The sequence below is a fragment of the Oceanobacillus aidingensis genome, from assembly GCF_042654105.1.
GTDB classification, from domain to species: Bacteria; Bacillota; Bacilli; order Bacillales; family Amphibacillaceae; genus Oceanobacillus; species Oceanobacillus oncorhynchi.
In genome coordinates this window covers 18,565-35,321 of record NZ_JBHSFT010000048.1, presented here as the reverse complement: position 1 = coordinate 35,321, position 16,757 = coordinate 18,565, and the positions used below count along the sequence as shown (strand labels likewise).

Below are 16,757 nucleotides of genomic sequence, written 5' to 3'. Positions count from 1 at the left end.
TCTTACGCTTGATGATATTGTGATAAGAAACGGACATCATTGGTGTAGAAATGACGAATATCGTTCACACCGTATTTCAGCATCGCAATGCGCTCCTGTCCCATTCCGAATGCAAACCCGCTGTAAACAGCGGAATCATAACCGCTCATTTCTAATACACGCGGATGGACCATTCCGCCGCCCAGGATTTCAATCCAGCCGGTATGCTTACAAACCGAGCATCCTTTTCCATTACAAACCTTACAGGATACATCCATTTCGACAGATGGTTCTGTAAACGGGAAGAAAGATGGACGCAAGCGGATTTCGCGGTCGTTCCCGAACATTTTTTTCGCAAACACATCTAATGTACCTTTTAAATCACTCAGGGTAATATTTTTATCTACTACTAACCCTTCGATTTGTCTGAATTGATGAGAATGTGTCGCATCATCCGTATCCCGGCGATACACCTTGCCCGGGCAAATCATCTTGATTGGGCGCTTTCCTTGACATGCTTCCATCGTACGTGCCTGCACAGGTGAGGTCTGTGTACGCAAAAGCAATTCATTTGTTATAAAGAAGGTGTCCTGCATATCTCGCGCCGGATGGTTTTTCGGTAAATTTAATTTCTCAAAATTGTAGTAATCTGTTTCTACCTCGGGTCCTTCTTTTACTTCATAGCCCATGCCGATAAACAAATCCTCAATTTCTTCCATAATGCTCGTTAATAAATGTCTGCCGCCGACATGAACCGGATTTCCAGGCAGTGTCACATCGATGGTTTCTGTTTCCAGCTGCTCATTTAAAGCTTCTCTTTCTAATTTTTCTGTTTTAGCATCCAATGCCTCTGTAATGGATTCCCGAACATTATTAGCAAGCTCGCCGATAACCGGACGTTCTTCCTTCGATAACTTTCCCATACCGCGAAGAACGGTCGTCAGAGAACCTTTTTTCCCTAAGTATTTCACTTTCATCTCCTGTACAGCCTGGCTGTTTTCTGCCTTTTCAATAGCTGCGAGAGCCTCCTGCTCTATCGCCTGCAATTCTTCTTTCATCGTCCGAAATACCTCCTTTTAATCATTTCCTGTGTTTGATGGACTTTTTTAAACATAAAAAAGCCCCGTCTCCCAAAAAAGGGACGAAGCTATATGGTCGCGGTACCACCCTTGTTGACTGGATAAACCTATCCAATCCAACTCTTGCCTCATAACGGATGGCGTCCGAATCACCTTTACATTTTGATATGGTCCAAGTGTCCGCTCCAGAGTGAAACGTAATTGCCGACATGATAGAAATGCTTCCAGTCAAGGCATCTCCTCCCTAAATCATTTATACAGGCAGTTACTTGCTCTTTCATTGCGTTTAGTTGTTTGTTCTTTTCATAACAAAAGAACGTATCATTTACTTTATGATGTATTACAGTTATTATAGAAAAATTATCGCTGCATTGCAAGGTTAATTCTTTAAATAATATAGCAACACGCCTGCTGCGATGCTGACATTTAATGATTCTGCCTTTCCGAGGATGGGAATGGTTACCCGTTCATCCGCTTTTTCCAACAAGGATTCCTTTACGCCGGCTCCTTCATTCCCAAAAATAAGCGCTGTTTTTTGCGGGATTGGGAGATCTTTGTAATTCTCCGCTTTTTCTAATGCTGTAGCCCAAACACGGTAATCAGCTTCTTTCAGCCGCAACAGCTTCTCTTCCAGATCAGCATGTATAATTGGTAAATGGAAAATGGACCCTTGTGTGGCACGAATCACTTTATCATTATACAAATCGACACAACCGCTGCCAAGGATAATTCCATCTGCACCCGCAGCGTCCGCAGTACGTATGATTGTCCCTGCATTCCCCGGGTCTTGGACTGCATCCAATAAAACAACTACCTCTCCGTTCACTGCTTCTTCTTTCTTTATTTCAACGACAGCCATCATCCCTTGAGGCGAAGCAGTAAAAGAAAGTTCTTTAAACACCTGTTTGGTGACCTCAGTAACAGGAAGATGCTTTGCCATATCCGGCACAGCAACCTCTTCGGAAACAATAAGCTCCTTTACTTCCCAATCGCTCGTCAGCGCTTCTTCTATTAAATGCTCCCCTTCAACCAAGAATGCATTCATTTGCTTTCTATATTTTCTTTGGTGCAGCTTTTTTAAACCCTTTATTTTCTCATTCTTCACAGATGTAATCACTTTATTCATCCTATCCAATTTTAAATTCTAACTACATCATACATAAATTCACAACTTATGGTCAAACTACTTTTAATATCACAATTAAAGGAGTGAACAGGAATGGATTTAAATATCCGTAAAGCAATTTACGCTAACATATCAAATAATAATCAAGAACAATTAGAAGCAACCATTGTGGATGCCATTAATAATGGAGAAGAAAAAATGCTTCCTGGTCTCGGGGTTCTTTTTGAATTGATTTGGAATCATTCAGATGAAAGTAAAAAACAGGAAATGATATCTTCCTTAGAGGATGGAATTCAAAGCGATTTATCCTAATTGACATCAGTTATATCTTTATTATGTCATCCTAAAAAGCATGCCGCTCTCTGAATGAGAAGCCGGCATGCTTTTTAGGATGTTTCAAAAATTTTAATCCATTAAGAAAAACCAATAATACCGCTTGGTCTTTAAAATATCGGTGTTCTTGCCAAAGAGATGTCCGCTGTGGGAAGTCGATTTCCGCGAGCAACGTTCAGCCGCACGGTAAGAAAACCGCTTCCTGCTCAGGTCTACCTGTTGCTTTTCACGCAGGAGTCGACAACATCCGCTCCCATCTAAGTGGAATTATGTTTTATTTGCTATTTTACAAGGAAATAACGCAAATTCTAGTGACGGTTTTGATGGGGCGAGTAATCGCAATGGTTTTCGGTGGGACGAGTAATCGCAGTCCCAGTGGGAAGACACCGCAGAAAAAAAGCGTACTTCTTTTTTTCTACCCGCAGGGCATAAGTGCGACTATGCTTCTGTCTGCGCCTGACGGCTTGCCAATCAGCAAGTCTTCTTTAAAGGAGATGAGCTCGGGGCCTATGGAAAGCGTAGTGTTTTTCTGGGGTTGCGATTATTCACCCCACCATAACCCGTCGTAGCGGTCGCATGAACCTGACAACATTGAAGATTACTCCCTCAATGAAACCCATTGGAGCGGATATATTCAGCATTTTTTATATACTTTCTTGTTTTTTCGAGAAAAAACAAGAACACCACTTGATTTTTAAAACATATAATTCGACAAATTTAGCAAACTTTGAAACCTTTTCCTGTTTCGTTCCGTAGAAAATAGTAGAATAAAAGACAGCATGTTTTGACAAAAACTGCTTCCAGCCTGTTTATTTTTATCCTATTTAGGGAATAGGAAATCAAGCTCAGTCGATATTTAGTCTTAAGAACCAAGGCTTGAAACCGATTGACTACTTATTTCTTTAATGTTATAACAGGTTAGGGTCATTTTTCATCGTATAAATTTTTGATTCTAATTCTCAGCTGATGAATATAATTTATAGTATGAAAAAGATACAGCAGCCTGGCTAAACTACATACGCCGAGCTTTTATTGACCATTCTAAATTGTGCAAATTGCGCAAATATAGTTTCAAGAAAGGAGCATGAACTTTGGTAGAAAATAATGAGGAACAACCAAAGAAAAAAGGAATTTCAAAAGGAATTATTGCTATTATTATTGCTGTAATCGTCCTCGCCGGCGGTGGTGCAGCTGCATTTTTCCTAACAACATCTACACCTAAAGCAACCTATTTCCAAGCTGAGAAAAATTCAATTGAACAACTGCAAGATTTTATGGAAACACGATATGAGGATGAATATAATTGGTATGAACAATCCATGGAAAATCCTGTTTCCCAAAACGTGAGCCTCGGTTTAAACCTGGAAGGACTTGAAAATCAAGGCTATATAGACCCGCAAATTGCAGCGATGCTTTCAAACGCTGAGCTTGCATTCCATTCAGAGACAGATATGGAAAACAATCAGGCTTCTACGGAATTATCCGTAAATGTTGCTGGCATGAACTTCGATGGGCTGGCAGGTTATGTAGAAGGCTCTGATGTGTATGCAGAACTTCCTTTCCTGGAAGAAGTACTTAAGATTTCTGATGAGGATATCGGCAGTGTATTGGCTGAAATAGATCCTTACACATTCACAGGCAATGAGCAACTAGGAATTGAAGAGCTGATGTTTGAAAATGATGGTCAGCTATTAACAGATGAAGAGAAAGAATACCTTCAGGATGAATATGTCATGTTCATTTATGATGAGCTTCCAGACGATGCATTTGAAAGTGAAAATGAAGACGTAGAAGTAAATGGTGATTCAATCAGCGCTGAGAAAATCACGATGAATCTTTCTGAAGATCAATTTAAATCTCTAATCACTTCTGTTTTAGAAAAAATGAAAGGTGACGAACAGTTTCAGGAAATTTTAAGCAATCAGCTTGAAAGAGCTGGAAGCACTCCATTAGAAGACCCCGAAGTCTTCCAACAGCAGATTGATGAAGTATTAGGAGAATTTGACAGCGCCATGGATCAAGGCATTGAAGCAGTAGAAAACTTCCAATTCCCTGATGGCGTCCAATCTACACTTTGGGTATCTGATGATAAAGTTGTCCAACGCGACTTCTCTATCAGTCTAGCACCTGAAAACGAAGATCCTGTTACTTTCAATTTATCCGGCGGCCAATTATTTAATGATGATCAGATTTATTTTGACCATACATTAACAATGGGCGATGGATCTGAAGATGTAACGATGGCGTTCAATGGAGATTTCCAAGGAACTGGAGACTCTGTAACAGATAATGCTAACTTTAGCTTTTCATTTGACGATGGCTACATGCCAGTTGAATTCGCTGGTACGTATACTGGCGATGAATCGTTAGATGGGTCTACTCGTGATTTTGACCGTCAACTGCAATTCACAGTAGAAAATGAAACAATAAATCTTGGCTGGACTGGTGACTCTACCTACGATGGCGACCAAATGAGCTCAAACAATAATATTGCATTAGATTTCCCTGGATATGTTGAAAATGTTTCCATGGACATTAATTCTGAAGGTGCAGTTATCGATGCGGTAGAAGGTGTTGATACATCAAATGTCGTTGACCTCGGCGCCATGTCTGCCGAAGAACTGCAGCAATACTTCGAAGGTGACTTCAGCAGTCAGCTTGAACAATGGTTAATGCAGTTTGGCCTCTAAGCCAGCATTTGAAAGACTGAATTAGAAAGAAAAGAGTGTGCATGATCATGATTTTTCTAAAGCAAACTGGGCTTTTTATCAAAAATCATATACGGCAGCTTAAGAGGAAGTGGTATTCACTTCCTCTTCTTTTCATATTTCCGCTTGCGTTGGCGGGGCTTATGATGGTGATTGTTGTCAGTTTTTTTTCCCAGGATGAAAATGAAGCCATCCAATTAGGTTTAGTTGATTTAGATAATTCAACAGAAACAGAAATGATGGTGCAATTATTAGAACAGTCCTCAGGCTTTATTGATTTTTTAGAAGTCAATCAATTATCCGAGGAAGAAGCTATTGAACAGATTGAATTAAACAATTTAAGTACATATATCGCTTTTCCGGAAGGCTTTATTCAGGATTTATATCAAGGATACTCTGTGGAAGTTCCCATCGTCGGCAATAAAAAACAGCTGCTGGAAAGCTACATGATGAATGAAACGCTGCAGAGCGTTGTCCGTCACATTCGTTCCTCGCAAGCTAATATTCTGGCAATCAATTATTATGCAAAACAATTTGAAATGGACGATGAAGAAAGAAATGACTTTGTTTTCGAGCAGTTCCAAGAGTTTTTAATGTATACTGTCGGCAGAGACCAGGTCATAAGGGAACGAACCTTGTCCAATCAGGCAAGTTCCTCCCCTGTTGCTTATTTTAGCTTGGGAGGCTGGTTTATTATCAGCAGTCTCTGGCTCTTTTCGTTATATTATTTTTTCACAAAAGAAAATCCGGCATTGATTAGTCAGCGTATTCGTTTGTATGGAGCTACACAGCTCAGGCAAATGCTCGCTAAGATAATGGTTACGCTCGTACTCTCCCTTATGTTAGCCTGTCTGTCCTTTTGGGCATTACTTTCTTTTTTAAATATAGAGCTGAATCAAGAAAATATTGTTCGCTCTTTCATACTTATTATTTTGTATCAAGTTGGGTTTATTATCTGTTTGGCCATTTTTGAAGTGCTTATTTCTTCTTTAAAATTAAGACTGCTCACACAGATATTATTTACATCCATTTTGATAATATTTAGCGGCGCACTGATTCCGACGCTATACTTTCCATTAGGAGTTCAGGATTATCTTCCCTACTCTTATGCTTATAACAGTCTTTACTGGCTTCAGGAAATTGTACTTAACGGGAGACATTATGCCGAATATACTTCCAGCCTTCTGCTAATTGGAGTTTTGTTATTTATACTGCTGGGACTTTTAAGCTGGAAGGAGCGCAGAAGCATATGATGGATATTCTGACGACACGTTGGCTGCATTTGAAAAAGCAGCTTGTATCTATATTATTTTGGGCAATCTCACCTATCCTTTTCACCTGGCTGCTTCTTTCTGGTACAGAGCTTATTCAAAACCAAAGCTCGATTCCAGTTGGAGTTATACTGGAGGAAGAAACAGAGATGGCAATGCAGTTAAGAGAAAAGCTCGATTCCTCCGATCTCATTCGTGTAGTAGACATAGAGAATGAAACAGAAGCAAGACAAATGGTAGCGACGCATGAGCTGGATAGTGCATTTATTATTGAAGAAGGATATGAAGATGCTATTCAGGCTGGTCAGCGCAACCGGCTGATTACAAGTTACCAGACAGATTTATCTATGGGTTATACACCGGTTGTAGAAATGATTGCTTCCTTTGTTCAAGAGGATAGCGGAAAAGCCAAAACAGCATATACCATTATGGATTTAGGGGAGGCTTTAAACAGTTCATCCATTCTCTCTTTTGATGAAATAATGAATGAAATTTATTCTATTGAAGAAAGTGAGAATCTGATTTTCACTAATTTCACTTTGCTTGGAGAAGACACTGAAACCGATGAAGGGTTTTCTTTATTCCAAAACCCATGGGGCTTATGGTCCGTTTTTTCACTTTTATCTACCTTCTTTTTATTTGATTGGCTGATAAAAGAAAAAAATGCAACAACCCGCATCCGTTTCATATTTAATCGTTTTTCTTTTCCAACCTATTTGCTGTCCAACCTCCTTCTTTACAGTATGGGGTTATTTGTATTAGATATGCTGACATGGGGCATTTTCCATATTTTATATGACGAAGGCTTTAGTATATCGCAATTAGTTTATCTAGTCAGTTTTCGTGTAACGGTTTGTATGCTTGTTTTTTTGACAGGATTAGCTTTTAAAAAGCTGCTCCCCTATTATATAACTGCTGTTTTGATTATTTTAGTAACGATAATCATCAGCGGAATTATATTACCCATGGATGGGGTTTATAAACATTTCCCTTGGGTTGCATATGCAAACCCGTTAAGACAGATTGTTTATGAAGAGATATGGAGCGGCTGGACATTTATTGCACCAATTTGTCTCATCGTCTGGTATGTGAAAGGAGTTTTTGGCAATGCAGCTGGAAATTGAAAAAGTATCTAAATCATTCGGAAAAAAGAAGGTGCTTGAAAATGTATCCTTCCAGGTAGAATCCGGCGAAATCATCGGTTTGGTTGGAGAAAATGGCGCGGGAAAGTCCTCTCTGCTCCGTATTTTAGCAACAATTTCAAAAGCAAATTCAGGCAGTATACGTTTAGGTGAATGGACATACGGAAAAAATCGAAAACAGCTTCGCAGAATTGTAGGATTTGTCCCTCAAGATATTGCTTTGTGGGAAGACATGACTGTGAAGGAAAACATGATGTTTTTCGAAAAACTTTCATGGGTCCATCGCTCAAAAGAAGAATTAAAAAAGCTTTGCGAGGATATGGAGCTATTTAAATGGAATGAACCTGTTCATACATTATCCGGCGGAATGAAACGTAAATTAAACATGGCTATCAGTCTGATCCATAATCCGGAATTGCTGCTGCTGGATGAGCCGACCGTGGGTATTGATTTACGGTCCAAAAAAGAAATAGCTGGTTATCTGAAACAAAGAGCGACGGTTGACCATAAAATGATTATGTATACCTCTCATGATATGGATGAAATTCAAAGTATCTGTGACGCTGTCGTGTGTATTGGAAATGATCCATTCTACGAAAATTTATTGCGAGAAACAAACATGAAAATAATTTCTATATAATATTGCTTAAAAATTGTAAAACAGATAAAATAGAATTAGTTAATGTGCGTGAAACTAAAAATTTTTAGTAATAATTATTCATTTTATATCGTGATTACGCAGGATAAAGAATCTATTTTTCAGTAAAATACGGACGGTGAATGCGAATGGAAATCAATACGAATCAACTTACAAACCCTTTAGGCATGCTAGGTTCTGCTCCAGAAGCAGGAAATGTGGAAGAAAATACAGGCTTCGGCGGAAAGTCTTTTCAGCAGCTGCTTTTAGAACGAATCCGGGAGGCAGAAGAACGAACAGCACAGGATTTTGGATCGAATATTCAAAATCCTGAAGTTGTTTCTTCTCCTATGGCACAAATGGCTTCTTCTGCACAGCCAGCTGCAAGTCAGCCTGTCAGTGGGAAGGCATCAAATTATCAAGGTATCGTTCAGGAAATGGCAAACAAATATAATGTAAGTGAACGATTAATCAATGCTGTTATTCAGCAGGAATCTAATTTTAATCCGAACGCCAGAAGCCATGCCGGCGCGCAAGGTTTAATGCAATTAATGCCGGGAACAGCTTCAGGTTTAGGTGTTACGAATTCGTATGATCCCCGCCAAAATATTGAAGGCGGCACAAAATACTTAAGTCAGATGCTTAACCGGTATAACGGAAATATAGAATTAGCTTTGGCTGCGTATAACGCCGGACCGGGCAACGTAGATAAACATCAGGGTATTCCGCCGTTTAAGGAAACAACAGCTTATGTATCTAAAGTAATGGGTACATACCGTTCTTAAAAATAGATTTAACGTTAATTTAAGATATATTTCTTAAATTGTACAAAAAAAGATTCGTTTATCAATGGATAGATAAACGAATCTTTTTATTTTATTCATATTCTTTTTCAATGGTTTTTGTACTGCGGACCGTATCGATTTCTCTTACCTGACTTTCAATCTGTTCACGCTGCGGCTCAAGAAATGGCGGCAAGGCTAATTTCTCTCCCACTGTTTCATACGGCTCATCCTCCATAAAACCAGGACCGGCTGTGGCTATTTCAAATAATACCTGCGGCGCAACTGGCGTATATAGGGAACCAAAATAGAAGCGTTCCACAAATCCCGAAGTATTAAAACCAAATTGCTCTATTCTTTGCTGCCATGTATCTAAATCTTCCCGTTCGTCCACACATAATGCGGCGTGATGCACGGTACCATAGCCCTGTCTTGCAGGAGGCAATTCTTCATTATGCTCTACAATGATTCGGGCGCCGTTTCCTCCTTCGTCCACTTCAAATAGATGGAATGCTCCCTCGTCTGCAATCTCCTTGTACATAAATACTTTTTCCAGCACTTGCTTGAAAAAGTTGAAATCTGCCACACGTACCACAACAGGGCCAAGTCCAGTAATTCCAAATTCTATTGGTATTGGGCCATTTTTCCATGGTGTACCGGATGCTCTTCCATTATTATTCTCATCTGAAACGAGCTGATATTGTTGATCATCAAAATCAGCGAAGGATAATGTTTTTACATCAAATTGCTGTTTGATTCCTGTATGTGCAATTCCCAGGCGATCAAAACGTTTCACCCAGTATTCGAGCGCCGCATCACTTGGAACACGTAAAGATGTTTTATAGATTTCATTTGTTCCATGAGAACCTTTCGGGATACCTGAAAAGTCAAAAAATGTCATATCTGTTCCGGCGCTGCCTTCATCGTCCGCAAAGAATAAGTGATACGTTTGGATATCGTCTTGATTGACTGTTTTCTTTACTAATCGCATACCGAGTACATAAGTGAAAAACTCATAGTTTTTTTCTGCGCTGCTTGTAATTGCTGTAACGTGGTGCATTCCACGGATTGGATTCATTGGAAAAACTCCTTTTATATTTAATTAAATATTTTTTAATTAAATATAATTTACCATAGCTTTTTCTATCTGTCAATAATGGGCATCTTATAGCACCCTCTTTGATAAAAAATCGTACCTTTTAAATTGATTAAAGGCACGATTTTTTTATCATTATTAAGCTTTAATTAAAGCATCTACCGTTTCCCGGTCTAATTTCTTTATGACAGCTGTCAGCAATTTCACCGCATTTTCATAGTCATCCCGATGAAGAATCCCTGCATGGGAATGAATATAGCGGGTTGCTACTGTAACAGACAGAGATGGAACACCATTGCCCGTTAAGTGGATGGAGCCTGAATCTGTACCTCCGCCAGACATCGAGGTAAATTGGTAAGGAATATTATTCTCCTCTGCTGTATCCACAACCAAATCACGAAGTCCTTTATGTGAAATCATGGAAGCATCATACAGCACAATTTGCGGTCCTTCGCCAAGCTTGCTGTCCGCTTCTTGTTTCGCAATCCCCGGTGTGTCTCCTGCAATGCCGACGTCGACACCGAAACCAATATCCGGCTGGATCAGATGGGCGGATGTTTTTGCCCCGCGCAGACCGACCTCTTCTTGAATCGTACCGACTCCATAGACGGTATTAGGATGTGCTTCATCTTTTAATGCCCTTAATACATCAATGGCAATTGCTAAACCGATACGGTTGTCCCAAGCTTTTGCCATCAATAATTTTTCATTTTTTAATTGGGTAAATTCAAAATAAGGAACAATCGAATCTCCAGGTTTTACACCGAACGATTCTGCTTCTTCTTTACTAGTAGCACCAATGTCGATAAACATATCTTTTATTTCATATGGTTTCTTTCTGGCTTCCGGACTAAGTACATGCGGAGGCTTGGAACCGATAACCCCTGTCACATCTCCATCCGAACCCATAATCGTTACGCGCTGTGCCAGCATAACCTGATTCCACCAGCCGCCAGCTGTCTGGAAATATAAAAAGCCATTTTCATCAATGCGTGTAACCATCAGGCCAATTTCGTCCAAATGCCCTGCAACCATAATTTTCGGTCCATTTTCATCTCCGGTTTTCACTGCGATGGCACTGCCTAAATTGTCTGTTGTCAGCTCATCCGCAAAGGGCTTGATATAGCTTTCAAATACGTCACGCACTTCTTTTTCATTTCCTGGTATTCCCTTTGCGTCCGTTAAATCTTTAAGCATTGTTAAGGTGTTGTCTAATTTTGCCATATTCAAAATCTCTCCTTTAAAGAAAATTGGCTTGCCTGGTGTAATAAAGCTTCAAATTTCCTTTGTTTTGCATTCATCAACAACAAATACAACACGAGGACTCGCCGCTTTCAATCATTTGCTATAAGCTTACTCTTCCCCAACGTATGGAAAAGATTTAATAACCTTGATCCTGACGCTCATAATTAATTTTATTTTTCTCCCAATAAGCCTGCTGGATATCCTCATCCGTAAACCCAAGCTGATTTCCTAATCGCAGACTCCAGCTGAACAGCTGCTGATAATTTTCATTTACCGGGTTTTCCCGGTAGGTAATCGCCTTCTCATATACGTGATAAAAACATTCTGATTCGGTAATGTCCTCTTCCAATTGTGTTTTATCCGCTGGTTGATAAATAAGATCCTTTTCTATACCAATGGACATTAAAAAATGCAGAACATCTACGTATTCTTCTAAAATAACCTGCCCGCTATTTCTTGGTTTGGTACTCCAAAATTTAAAGCATCTTGTCTCATTTGCAAGCTCTCCAAGCTCTACCAGCAAGGCAAGATGCTTTTCACGAAATAAATTTACATTTGACAAATCATGATTATTTTCAATATATGTATCTAGTTGCTTCTGCATATCAAATAGCTGATTCCAATCCAACGTAACGCCTCCTCTTCCATGTTCTCTTCCATTTTATCACAGACCTTTTAGAAAATCTTTTTATTCCCATTGACCATCTTGATTTGAACGGCTTTCCAAATTTGTCAAAACCAGTTCCAATCCGATTGTAAAGCTTTTTTCCAGCTCCTGCGGAAGCCCAAATCCTTCATTTATCTCTAACAGCGTAAACCCATGCAGATAGCTTCGTAATACCCGAATAAAATGAATCGCTTCCTCTTCGGATAACGTATATTTTTGCAGTATTTTTAGAAAGATAGCTACAATCTGCTCAGATATTTGTTTCGTTTCCTCGCTATTCCAAACATTCACTTTTTGCGCTAATTCATATTGCCCCGGATTGTTTTTTGCAAAATTTCGATACTCCTGCGCAATCGCCCACAGCGCTTCTTTCTTTTCCAATCCAATACTGGCTGTGAGTAGTTTCTCATACAAATTCCGCATACTCTTATTAGCTGCTATATCTAATAGGTCTTCTAAATTTTCCACATGATTATATAGGGATGGCGGCTTGATGCCTAATTGTATGGCTGTATTTTTTATGGTTACACCGGCTATTCCCTTCTCTTCCACAATTTCTAGCGTTGCATCAATGATTCTTTCCTGGGTTATCTTTTTTCTCATTTTTCCATGCCTCTTTCTGCAACTTTTATCGCTTTTTTCATCTGCTCCTTTGGATAGACGAGCATATTACCATGTCCTACTGCAAGTAATTCGGGATTTAAATCCAGTAATTTTTTTGCACTCTCTACAGCCATTTTCCTGTCCCAAGTTGCTATTTTAGGAAAAGGAAACTGCCACTTTAAGACCCCGGAAACAGCAAGGCCTCCCCTTGTTTGGAATGCATCTCCGGCAATAAGCATTCGATGCTGCGGTTCAAAAAAAGATACAGCTCCCGGAGTGTGCCCCGGACTCGAAATTACCTCCAAAGAATCAATGAATTCTCCGCTTTCAAAAGTAAAATCAATCGGGATAATGTTTTTAGGAAAGCCTCCCTTTACAGGTTTATCCGGCTCGTCTTCCTGCAAGCGAAAATCTTTTTTTAATAAATAACTGTCTCTTTTTGAAATTCCCACCAGTACTTCAGGAAAGACTTTTTTAAAATAGGGTATCCCGTTTACATGATCTCCGTGTGCATGGGTCAAAATTAATGTATTCAATGGCTTTCCAGTTTGATGAACCATTTCTTTTACCGTATCAGCAAACTTCCCCACTCCCATATCGATACAGATTAAATCTGCTTCCTGCTCTACAACAAAGCAGTTAATTGGAAAAAGATACGGCAGAAAAGTAATTTGATATAAATTATGATATCGTTTAATTATCATTTAATCACCTCAACTAATGTTATTAACATTATAACTAATCGAATTAGTTTAAGTCAATAAAATAATATAAGGATTTAAAATCAGAGAAGATCCCAGTATGACAATCAGGAAAGGCAGGAAATATTAAATTTCAACATTTTTTTAATAAAATAATATTTCTCTGAAACTTTTTTGAATCTCATCCGTATGAAGGGGTAACAGGACGTTCTAAGGAGTAGATAATTATGGCCATCATTCTCTTTCGAATATTATTAGTGATTGCAATTGCACTATTAATTTATACATGGATTCAATACTTAAAAAATCCTGAGCGAAAGCTGCGTCTTTCTCGGGAAAATCAGGGTTTTTATTTATTAGATGAACAAAATAACAATAAGAAAAATTTCCAATTAACTTATAAAGGCTGCCTTTTTATCGGTGAAAAATACTTAGGGACCACCGAAGATGCTTTTGAAGTCGTGGATATTCATGTTACCGTTAAAAATCCATTAGAGCTTCGGGGATTGACGAGAGAGGATTTGTATTTTCTGGAGCAGGAAATATTAATTCACTATCCGCACGCTTCCATTACGTGGAAGCATCCGATTAATGAGTTGATTATAACGGAGATTACAAAAGACTAACCAGCCCGGACAGGACTGGTTATTTTTCTATACAAAAGGAGCTTCTTTGTCGGTAAAACGGTAAAAATAAGGGATAATTAACATAAAAATAAGGAATAAACAAAAGCTTACTGGAATAATAATCACCCAAGAAAAGTTCCATACATTCATGATGAAAATAACAATCATTAGAATCGGACTGAAAAGTAATGTATTAAACCGGCTTTCTTTTGTTAAAAATTGCTTCTTTTTACAGCTTGGACAGCGCATTCTCCAGCTCCAGACAAGCTCACGAAGTTTAAATTCATGCTCACAATTCCAGCACGACGGGAGTTCTATATCATACATCACCTCTATTAACCCCTTTTTCTTACTTTTATTTTAAAACAACCAGCTCTTATGCTCAAGAACTGGTTGTTTTACTTGGTGTAAGAGGTTTTGATAATCCATGATGCCGATGCTCCGTACCCGACGTTGGCGAAGCAAAAAACTCCTGCCATTTAATAATAATCTCTTTTCTCCTTAACAGGTACAGGGATGGGAGTAAGGCGATGATAAATGCAGCGATATATACCGGAGAAAGCTGAGAGATCCAACCGCCGATGCTTGTGTAGACAATTGCCAGAGGTATGTTTGAGATAAAGGAAGATTTTATATATCCTTTAAAGGTTTGATTCGTTTCAATCAAGCATAAAGATAATAAGTGAAAATGAATAAATGGAACAAGGCGTAACAGCGTAATCTGAGCGGTTGTCATTTCTGTATGCTTGCCAAGTAACCGCTGCTTCAAAATAATGAGTTTATCAATAGATTTCGGCATCCAGCCTGCCATGATATAAAAAAGCAAACTCGCCATTGTTATCCCGATAATAGAATAAACACTTCCTGCAATTGGACCAAATAAGATACCGCCAGAAATACAAATAAACACAACTGGTAAGAATAACATGGGCCGAATGAGATGAAGAATAATAAACAGCAGCGGAGAAAGCACGCCTCCCATCTCAACAATCACCAGCAAATAATTCCCAACGTATTCCATGGCTACCCCTCCTCTGAGGAAGCTGGTTTAATTTCTATTTATATATATGTTTCAAGACGAGCTGTGTATGATAAAAGAATTACGCTGGTTTTTCTATTAAAAAAATGCTCCATTAAAATGAAACACTCCCCCCCCTAGAAATAGACAGTCAGGCTAATAAAGCTGATTATATTAATCGCGATTAATACCGGAATACCAATAGTAAAGCTCTTATGCTTTGTTTTATGCCGGAAAGTCTGCATGCCAATATATACACCGGCACTTCCTCCTAAAATAGCCAGCAGCCAAAAGGTCCGTTCAGGAATTCGATATGCTCGCTGCTTTGCCTTTTGTTTATCTTTAAACATCAAATAAAACCCAATCGTATTCGCAATAAGTATATATAGAAGCCATGATGATATGTTTTCCATTTCTTCCTCCTGTTTTCATGAATGATACCTTTTCATCATAAAGAAAGTCTCTGTTTCCTGCAACACTGAGCGCCTTGGTTCGAAAGATAAAAAAAGATCGCTATCCAATTTGGATGCGATCTCTCATTCTTCCTATTATTTTAAAGCTTCTTTTGCTTGAGATACTAATTGAGAAAATGCTTGTTCGTCATTAATAGCTAAATCAGATAGCATTTTACGATTAATATCGATACCAGCAAGCTTCAAACCGTGCATTAATTTGCTGTAGCTCATATCGTTTAAACGAGCAGCAGCGTTAATACGAGAAATCCAAAGTTTACGGAAATCACGTTTTTTCTGTCTGCGGTCACGATAAGCATATTGACCTGATTTGATAACCTGTTGTTTTGCTGTTTTAAATAGAGTTCGTTTCGAACCGTAATAACCTTTTGCTAATTTTAAGACGCGTTTACGACGACGACGCGTAACTGTTCCACCTTTAACACGTGGCATAAGAAATCCCTCCTGTATTCAATTACATATCTAAATTTATTATTTTGGCAGCATTTGTTTAATGCGTTGATAGTCCCCAGAAGAAACTAAAGTACTCTTACGTAATTTACGTTTTTGCTTCTGAGATTTGTGTGCAAACATATGGCTAGTGTATGCATGAGATCTTTTTACTTTTCCAGATCCAGTTTTTTTGAAACGTTTTGCTGAACCTTTATGAGTTTTCATTTTAGGCATGATTTTTTCCTCCAGTCATTGCAATAAAAAGCTTATTTTTTTTCATTCAATGGAGCGACCATCATAAACATATTACGGCCTTCCATTTTCGGTTTTGTTTCTACTGTTCCGAGATCCTTCACTTCTTCAGCGAAACGGTCCAGTACTTCTTTCCCTAGTTCTTTATGGGTAATCGCACGACCGCGGAAACGAACCGCAGCTTTAACTTTATCCCCTTTTTCCAAGAACTTACGTGCATTTTTAAGCTTCGTTTCAAAGTCATGGTCACCAATTCCAGGAGTAAAACGCACTTCCTTCACATTAATAACCTTTTGCTTCTTGCGAGCTTCCTTCTCTTTCTTCTGCTGCTCAAAACGATACTTCCCGAAATCCATAATACGACATACCGGTGGTTTTGCGTTTGGAGCAACTAATACTAGATCAAGGTTTCGTTTCTGAGCAATATCTAATGCTTCGTTACGAGATTTTACTCCAAGCTGATCCCCATTTGAATCAATGAGACGAACTTCTCTTGCACGAATTTTTTCGTTAACATTCATATCCTTGCTAATAGCCAGCCACCTCCGAAATTTTGTTACTGATCTATCTGGACAAGTCATTTCAAT

At 38.8% G+C, this 16,757-nt stretch carries 20 protein-coding genes and 1 other annotated feature (1 of these 21 running past the window's edge); of the genes, 7 read left to right on the top strand and 13 right to left on the bottom strand.

Annotated features, from left to right (window positions below):
• Window positions 1–2: 2 nt before the first annotated feature.
• Window positions 3–1,037, bottom strand: a complete 1,035-nt coding sequence (gene pheS / locus ACFO3P_RS18745) for a phenylalanine--tRNA ligase subunit alpha (RefSeq protein ID WP_379542577.1) — start codon at window positions 1,035–1,037, stop codon at window positions 3–5.
• Window positions 1,038–1,437: 400 nt separating this feature from the next.
• Window positions 1,438–2,184: a TrmH family RNA methyltransferase gene (locus tag ACFO3P_RS18740; protein ID WP_306432728.1), complete on the bottom strand. Its 747-nt coding sequence runs from the start codon at window positions 2,182–2,184 to the stop codon at window positions 1,438–1,440.
• 93 nt (window positions 2,185–2,277) lie between these two features.
• Here ACFO3P_RS18740 and sspI point away from each other — a divergent pair, with 93 nt between their 5' ends.
• The 6 genes from sspI (at window position 2,278) to ACFO3P_RS18710 (ending at window position 9,060) form a co-directional block, all read left to right on the top strand.
• Entirely contained in the window at window positions 2,278–2,496 is a 219-nt protein-coding gene (gene sspI / locus ACFO3P_RS18735; protein ID WP_042534468.1) for a small acid-soluble spore protein SspI, read from the top strand.
• Window positions 2,497–3,608: 1,112 nt separating this feature from the next.
• Window positions 3,609–5,207 (top strand): DUF6583 family protein, encoded by a 1,599-nt coding sequence (locus tag ACFO3P_RS18730; protein WP_193064809.1) that lies wholly within the window; start codon window positions 3,609–3,611, stop codon window positions 5,205–5,207.
• A gap of 41 nt (window positions 5,208–5,248) precedes the next feature.
• Entirely contained in the window at window positions 5,249–6,478 is a 1,230-nt protein-coding gene (locus tag ACFO3P_RS18725; protein ID WP_306432727.1) for an ABC transporter permease, read from the top strand.
• Window positions 6,475–7,620, top strand: a complete 1,146-nt coding sequence (locus ACFO3P_RS18720; RefSeq protein ID WP_042534476.1) for an ABC transporter permease — start codon at window positions 6,475–6,477, stop codon at window positions 7,618–7,620. The genes ACFO3P_RS18725 and ACFO3P_RS18720 overlap by 4 nt, the downstream gene beginning before the upstream one ends.
• The gene (locus tag ACFO3P_RS18715; RefSeq protein ID WP_193064810.1) at window positions 7,604–8,278 is read left to right on the top strand and encodes an ABC transporter ATP-binding protein; all 675 of its coding nucleotides are present in this window, start codon (window positions 7,604–7,606) and stop codon (window positions 8,276–8,278) included. Before ACFO3P_RS18720 ends, ACFO3P_RS18715 begins: the two co-directional genes overlap by 17 nt.
• A gap of 146 nt (window positions 8,279–8,424) precedes the next feature.
• Entirely contained in the window at window positions 8,425–9,060 is a 636-nt protein-coding gene (locus ACFO3P_RS18710) for a lytic transglycosylase domain-containing protein (RefSeq protein ID WP_226895115.1), read from the top strand.
• A 91-nt stretch (window positions 9,061–9,151) separates the two neighbouring features.
• On the opposite strand, the gene ACFO3P_RS18705 is transcribed toward ACFO3P_RS18710, so the two are convergent.
• The 5 genes from ACFO3P_RS18705 to ACFO3P_RS18685 form a co-directional block, all read right to left on the bottom strand.
• Complete coding sequence (locus ACFO3P_RS18705) at window positions 9,152–10,135, bottom strand: ring-cleaving dioxygenase (RefSeq protein WP_289584823.1); 984 nt, start codon at window positions 10,133–10,135, stop codon at window positions 9,152–9,154.
• Between the two features lie 156 nt (window positions 10,136–10,291).
• Window positions 10,292–11,377, bottom strand: a complete 1,086-nt coding sequence (locus ACFO3P_RS18700; protein WP_193064813.1) for a M42 family metallopeptidase — start codon at window positions 11,375–11,377, stop codon at window positions 10,292–10,294.
• A gap of 157 nt (window positions 11,378–11,534) precedes the next feature.
• Window positions 11,535–12,026, bottom strand: coding sequence for a dUTP diphosphatase (locus ACFO3P_RS18695; RefSeq protein WP_042534483.1), 492 nt, complete (start codon window positions 12,024–12,026; stop codon window positions 11,535–11,537).
• A 60-nt stretch (window positions 12,027–12,086) separates the two neighbouring features.
• Complete coding sequence (locus tag ACFO3P_RS18690; RefSeq protein ID WP_193064814.1) at window positions 12,087–12,668, bottom strand: TetR/AcrR family transcriptional regulator; 582 nt, start codon at window positions 12,666–12,668, stop codon at window positions 12,087–12,089.
• Window positions 12,665–13,372 (bottom strand): MBL fold metallo-hydrolase, encoded by a 708-nt coding sequence (locus tag ACFO3P_RS18685; protein WP_193064815.1) that lies wholly within the window; start codon window positions 13,370–13,372, stop codon window positions 12,665–12,667. The genes ACFO3P_RS18690 and ACFO3P_RS18685 overlap by 4 nt, the downstream gene beginning before the upstream one ends.
• A 224-nt stretch (window positions 13,373–13,596) precedes the next feature.
• On the opposite strand from ACFO3P_RS18685, the gene ACFO3P_RS18680 reads away from it, so the two are divergent.
• Window positions 13,597–13,995: a sigma-w pathway protein ysdB gene (locus ACFO3P_RS18680; protein ID WP_193064816.1), complete on the top strand. Its 399-nt coding sequence runs from the start codon at window positions 13,597–13,599 to the stop codon at window positions 13,993–13,995.
• Window positions 13,996–14,022: 27 nt separating this feature from the next.
• Here the strand turns inward: ACFO3P_RS18680 and ACFO3P_RS18675 are convergent, their stop codons facing one another.
• The 6 genes from ACFO3P_RS18675 to infC form a co-directional block, all read right to left on the bottom strand.
• Complete coding sequence (locus tag ACFO3P_RS18675) at window positions 14,023–14,322, bottom strand: TIGR04104 family putative zinc finger protein (protein ID WP_052485083.1); 300 nt, start codon at window positions 14,320–14,322, stop codon at window positions 14,023–14,025.
• Window positions 14,323–14,377: 55 nt separating this feature from the next.
• Entirely contained in the window at window positions 14,378–15,016 is a 639-nt protein-coding gene (locus ACFO3P_RS18670) for a TVP38/TMEM64 family protein (protein WP_042534491.1), read from the bottom strand.
• 134 nt (window positions 15,017–15,150) lie between these two features.
• Complete coding sequence (locus tag ACFO3P_RS18665; protein WP_042534493.1) at window positions 15,151–15,426, bottom strand: DUF1294 domain-containing protein; 276 nt, start codon at window positions 15,424–15,426, stop codon at window positions 15,151–15,153.
• 135 nt (window positions 15,427–15,561) lie between these two features.
• The gene (gene rplT, locus ACFO3P_RS18660) at window positions 15,562–15,918 is read right to left on the bottom strand and encodes a 50S ribosomal protein L20 (RefSeq protein ID WP_042534495.1); all 357 of its coding nucleotides are present in this window, start codon (window positions 15,916–15,918) and stop codon (window positions 15,562–15,564) included.
• A gap of 39 nt (window positions 15,919–15,957) precedes the next feature.
• The gene (gene rpmI, locus ACFO3P_RS18655) at window positions 15,958–16,152 is read right to left on the bottom strand and encodes a 50S ribosomal protein L35 (protein ID WP_042534497.1); all 195 of its coding nucleotides are present in this window, start codon (window positions 16,150–16,152) and stop codon (window positions 15,958–15,960) included.
• A gap of 32 nt (window positions 16,153–16,184) precedes the next feature.
• A complete protein-coding gene (infC, locus tag ACFO3P_RS18650) occupies window positions 16,185–16,691 on the bottom strand; it encodes a translation initiation factor IF-3 (RefSeq protein WP_042534499.1) in 507 nt (168 codons plus the stop codon).
• 65 nt (window positions 16,692–16,756) lie between these two features.
• Window position 16,757 (bottom strand) — a sequence feature (ribosomal protein L20 leader region) (it continues 131 nt past the right edge of the window).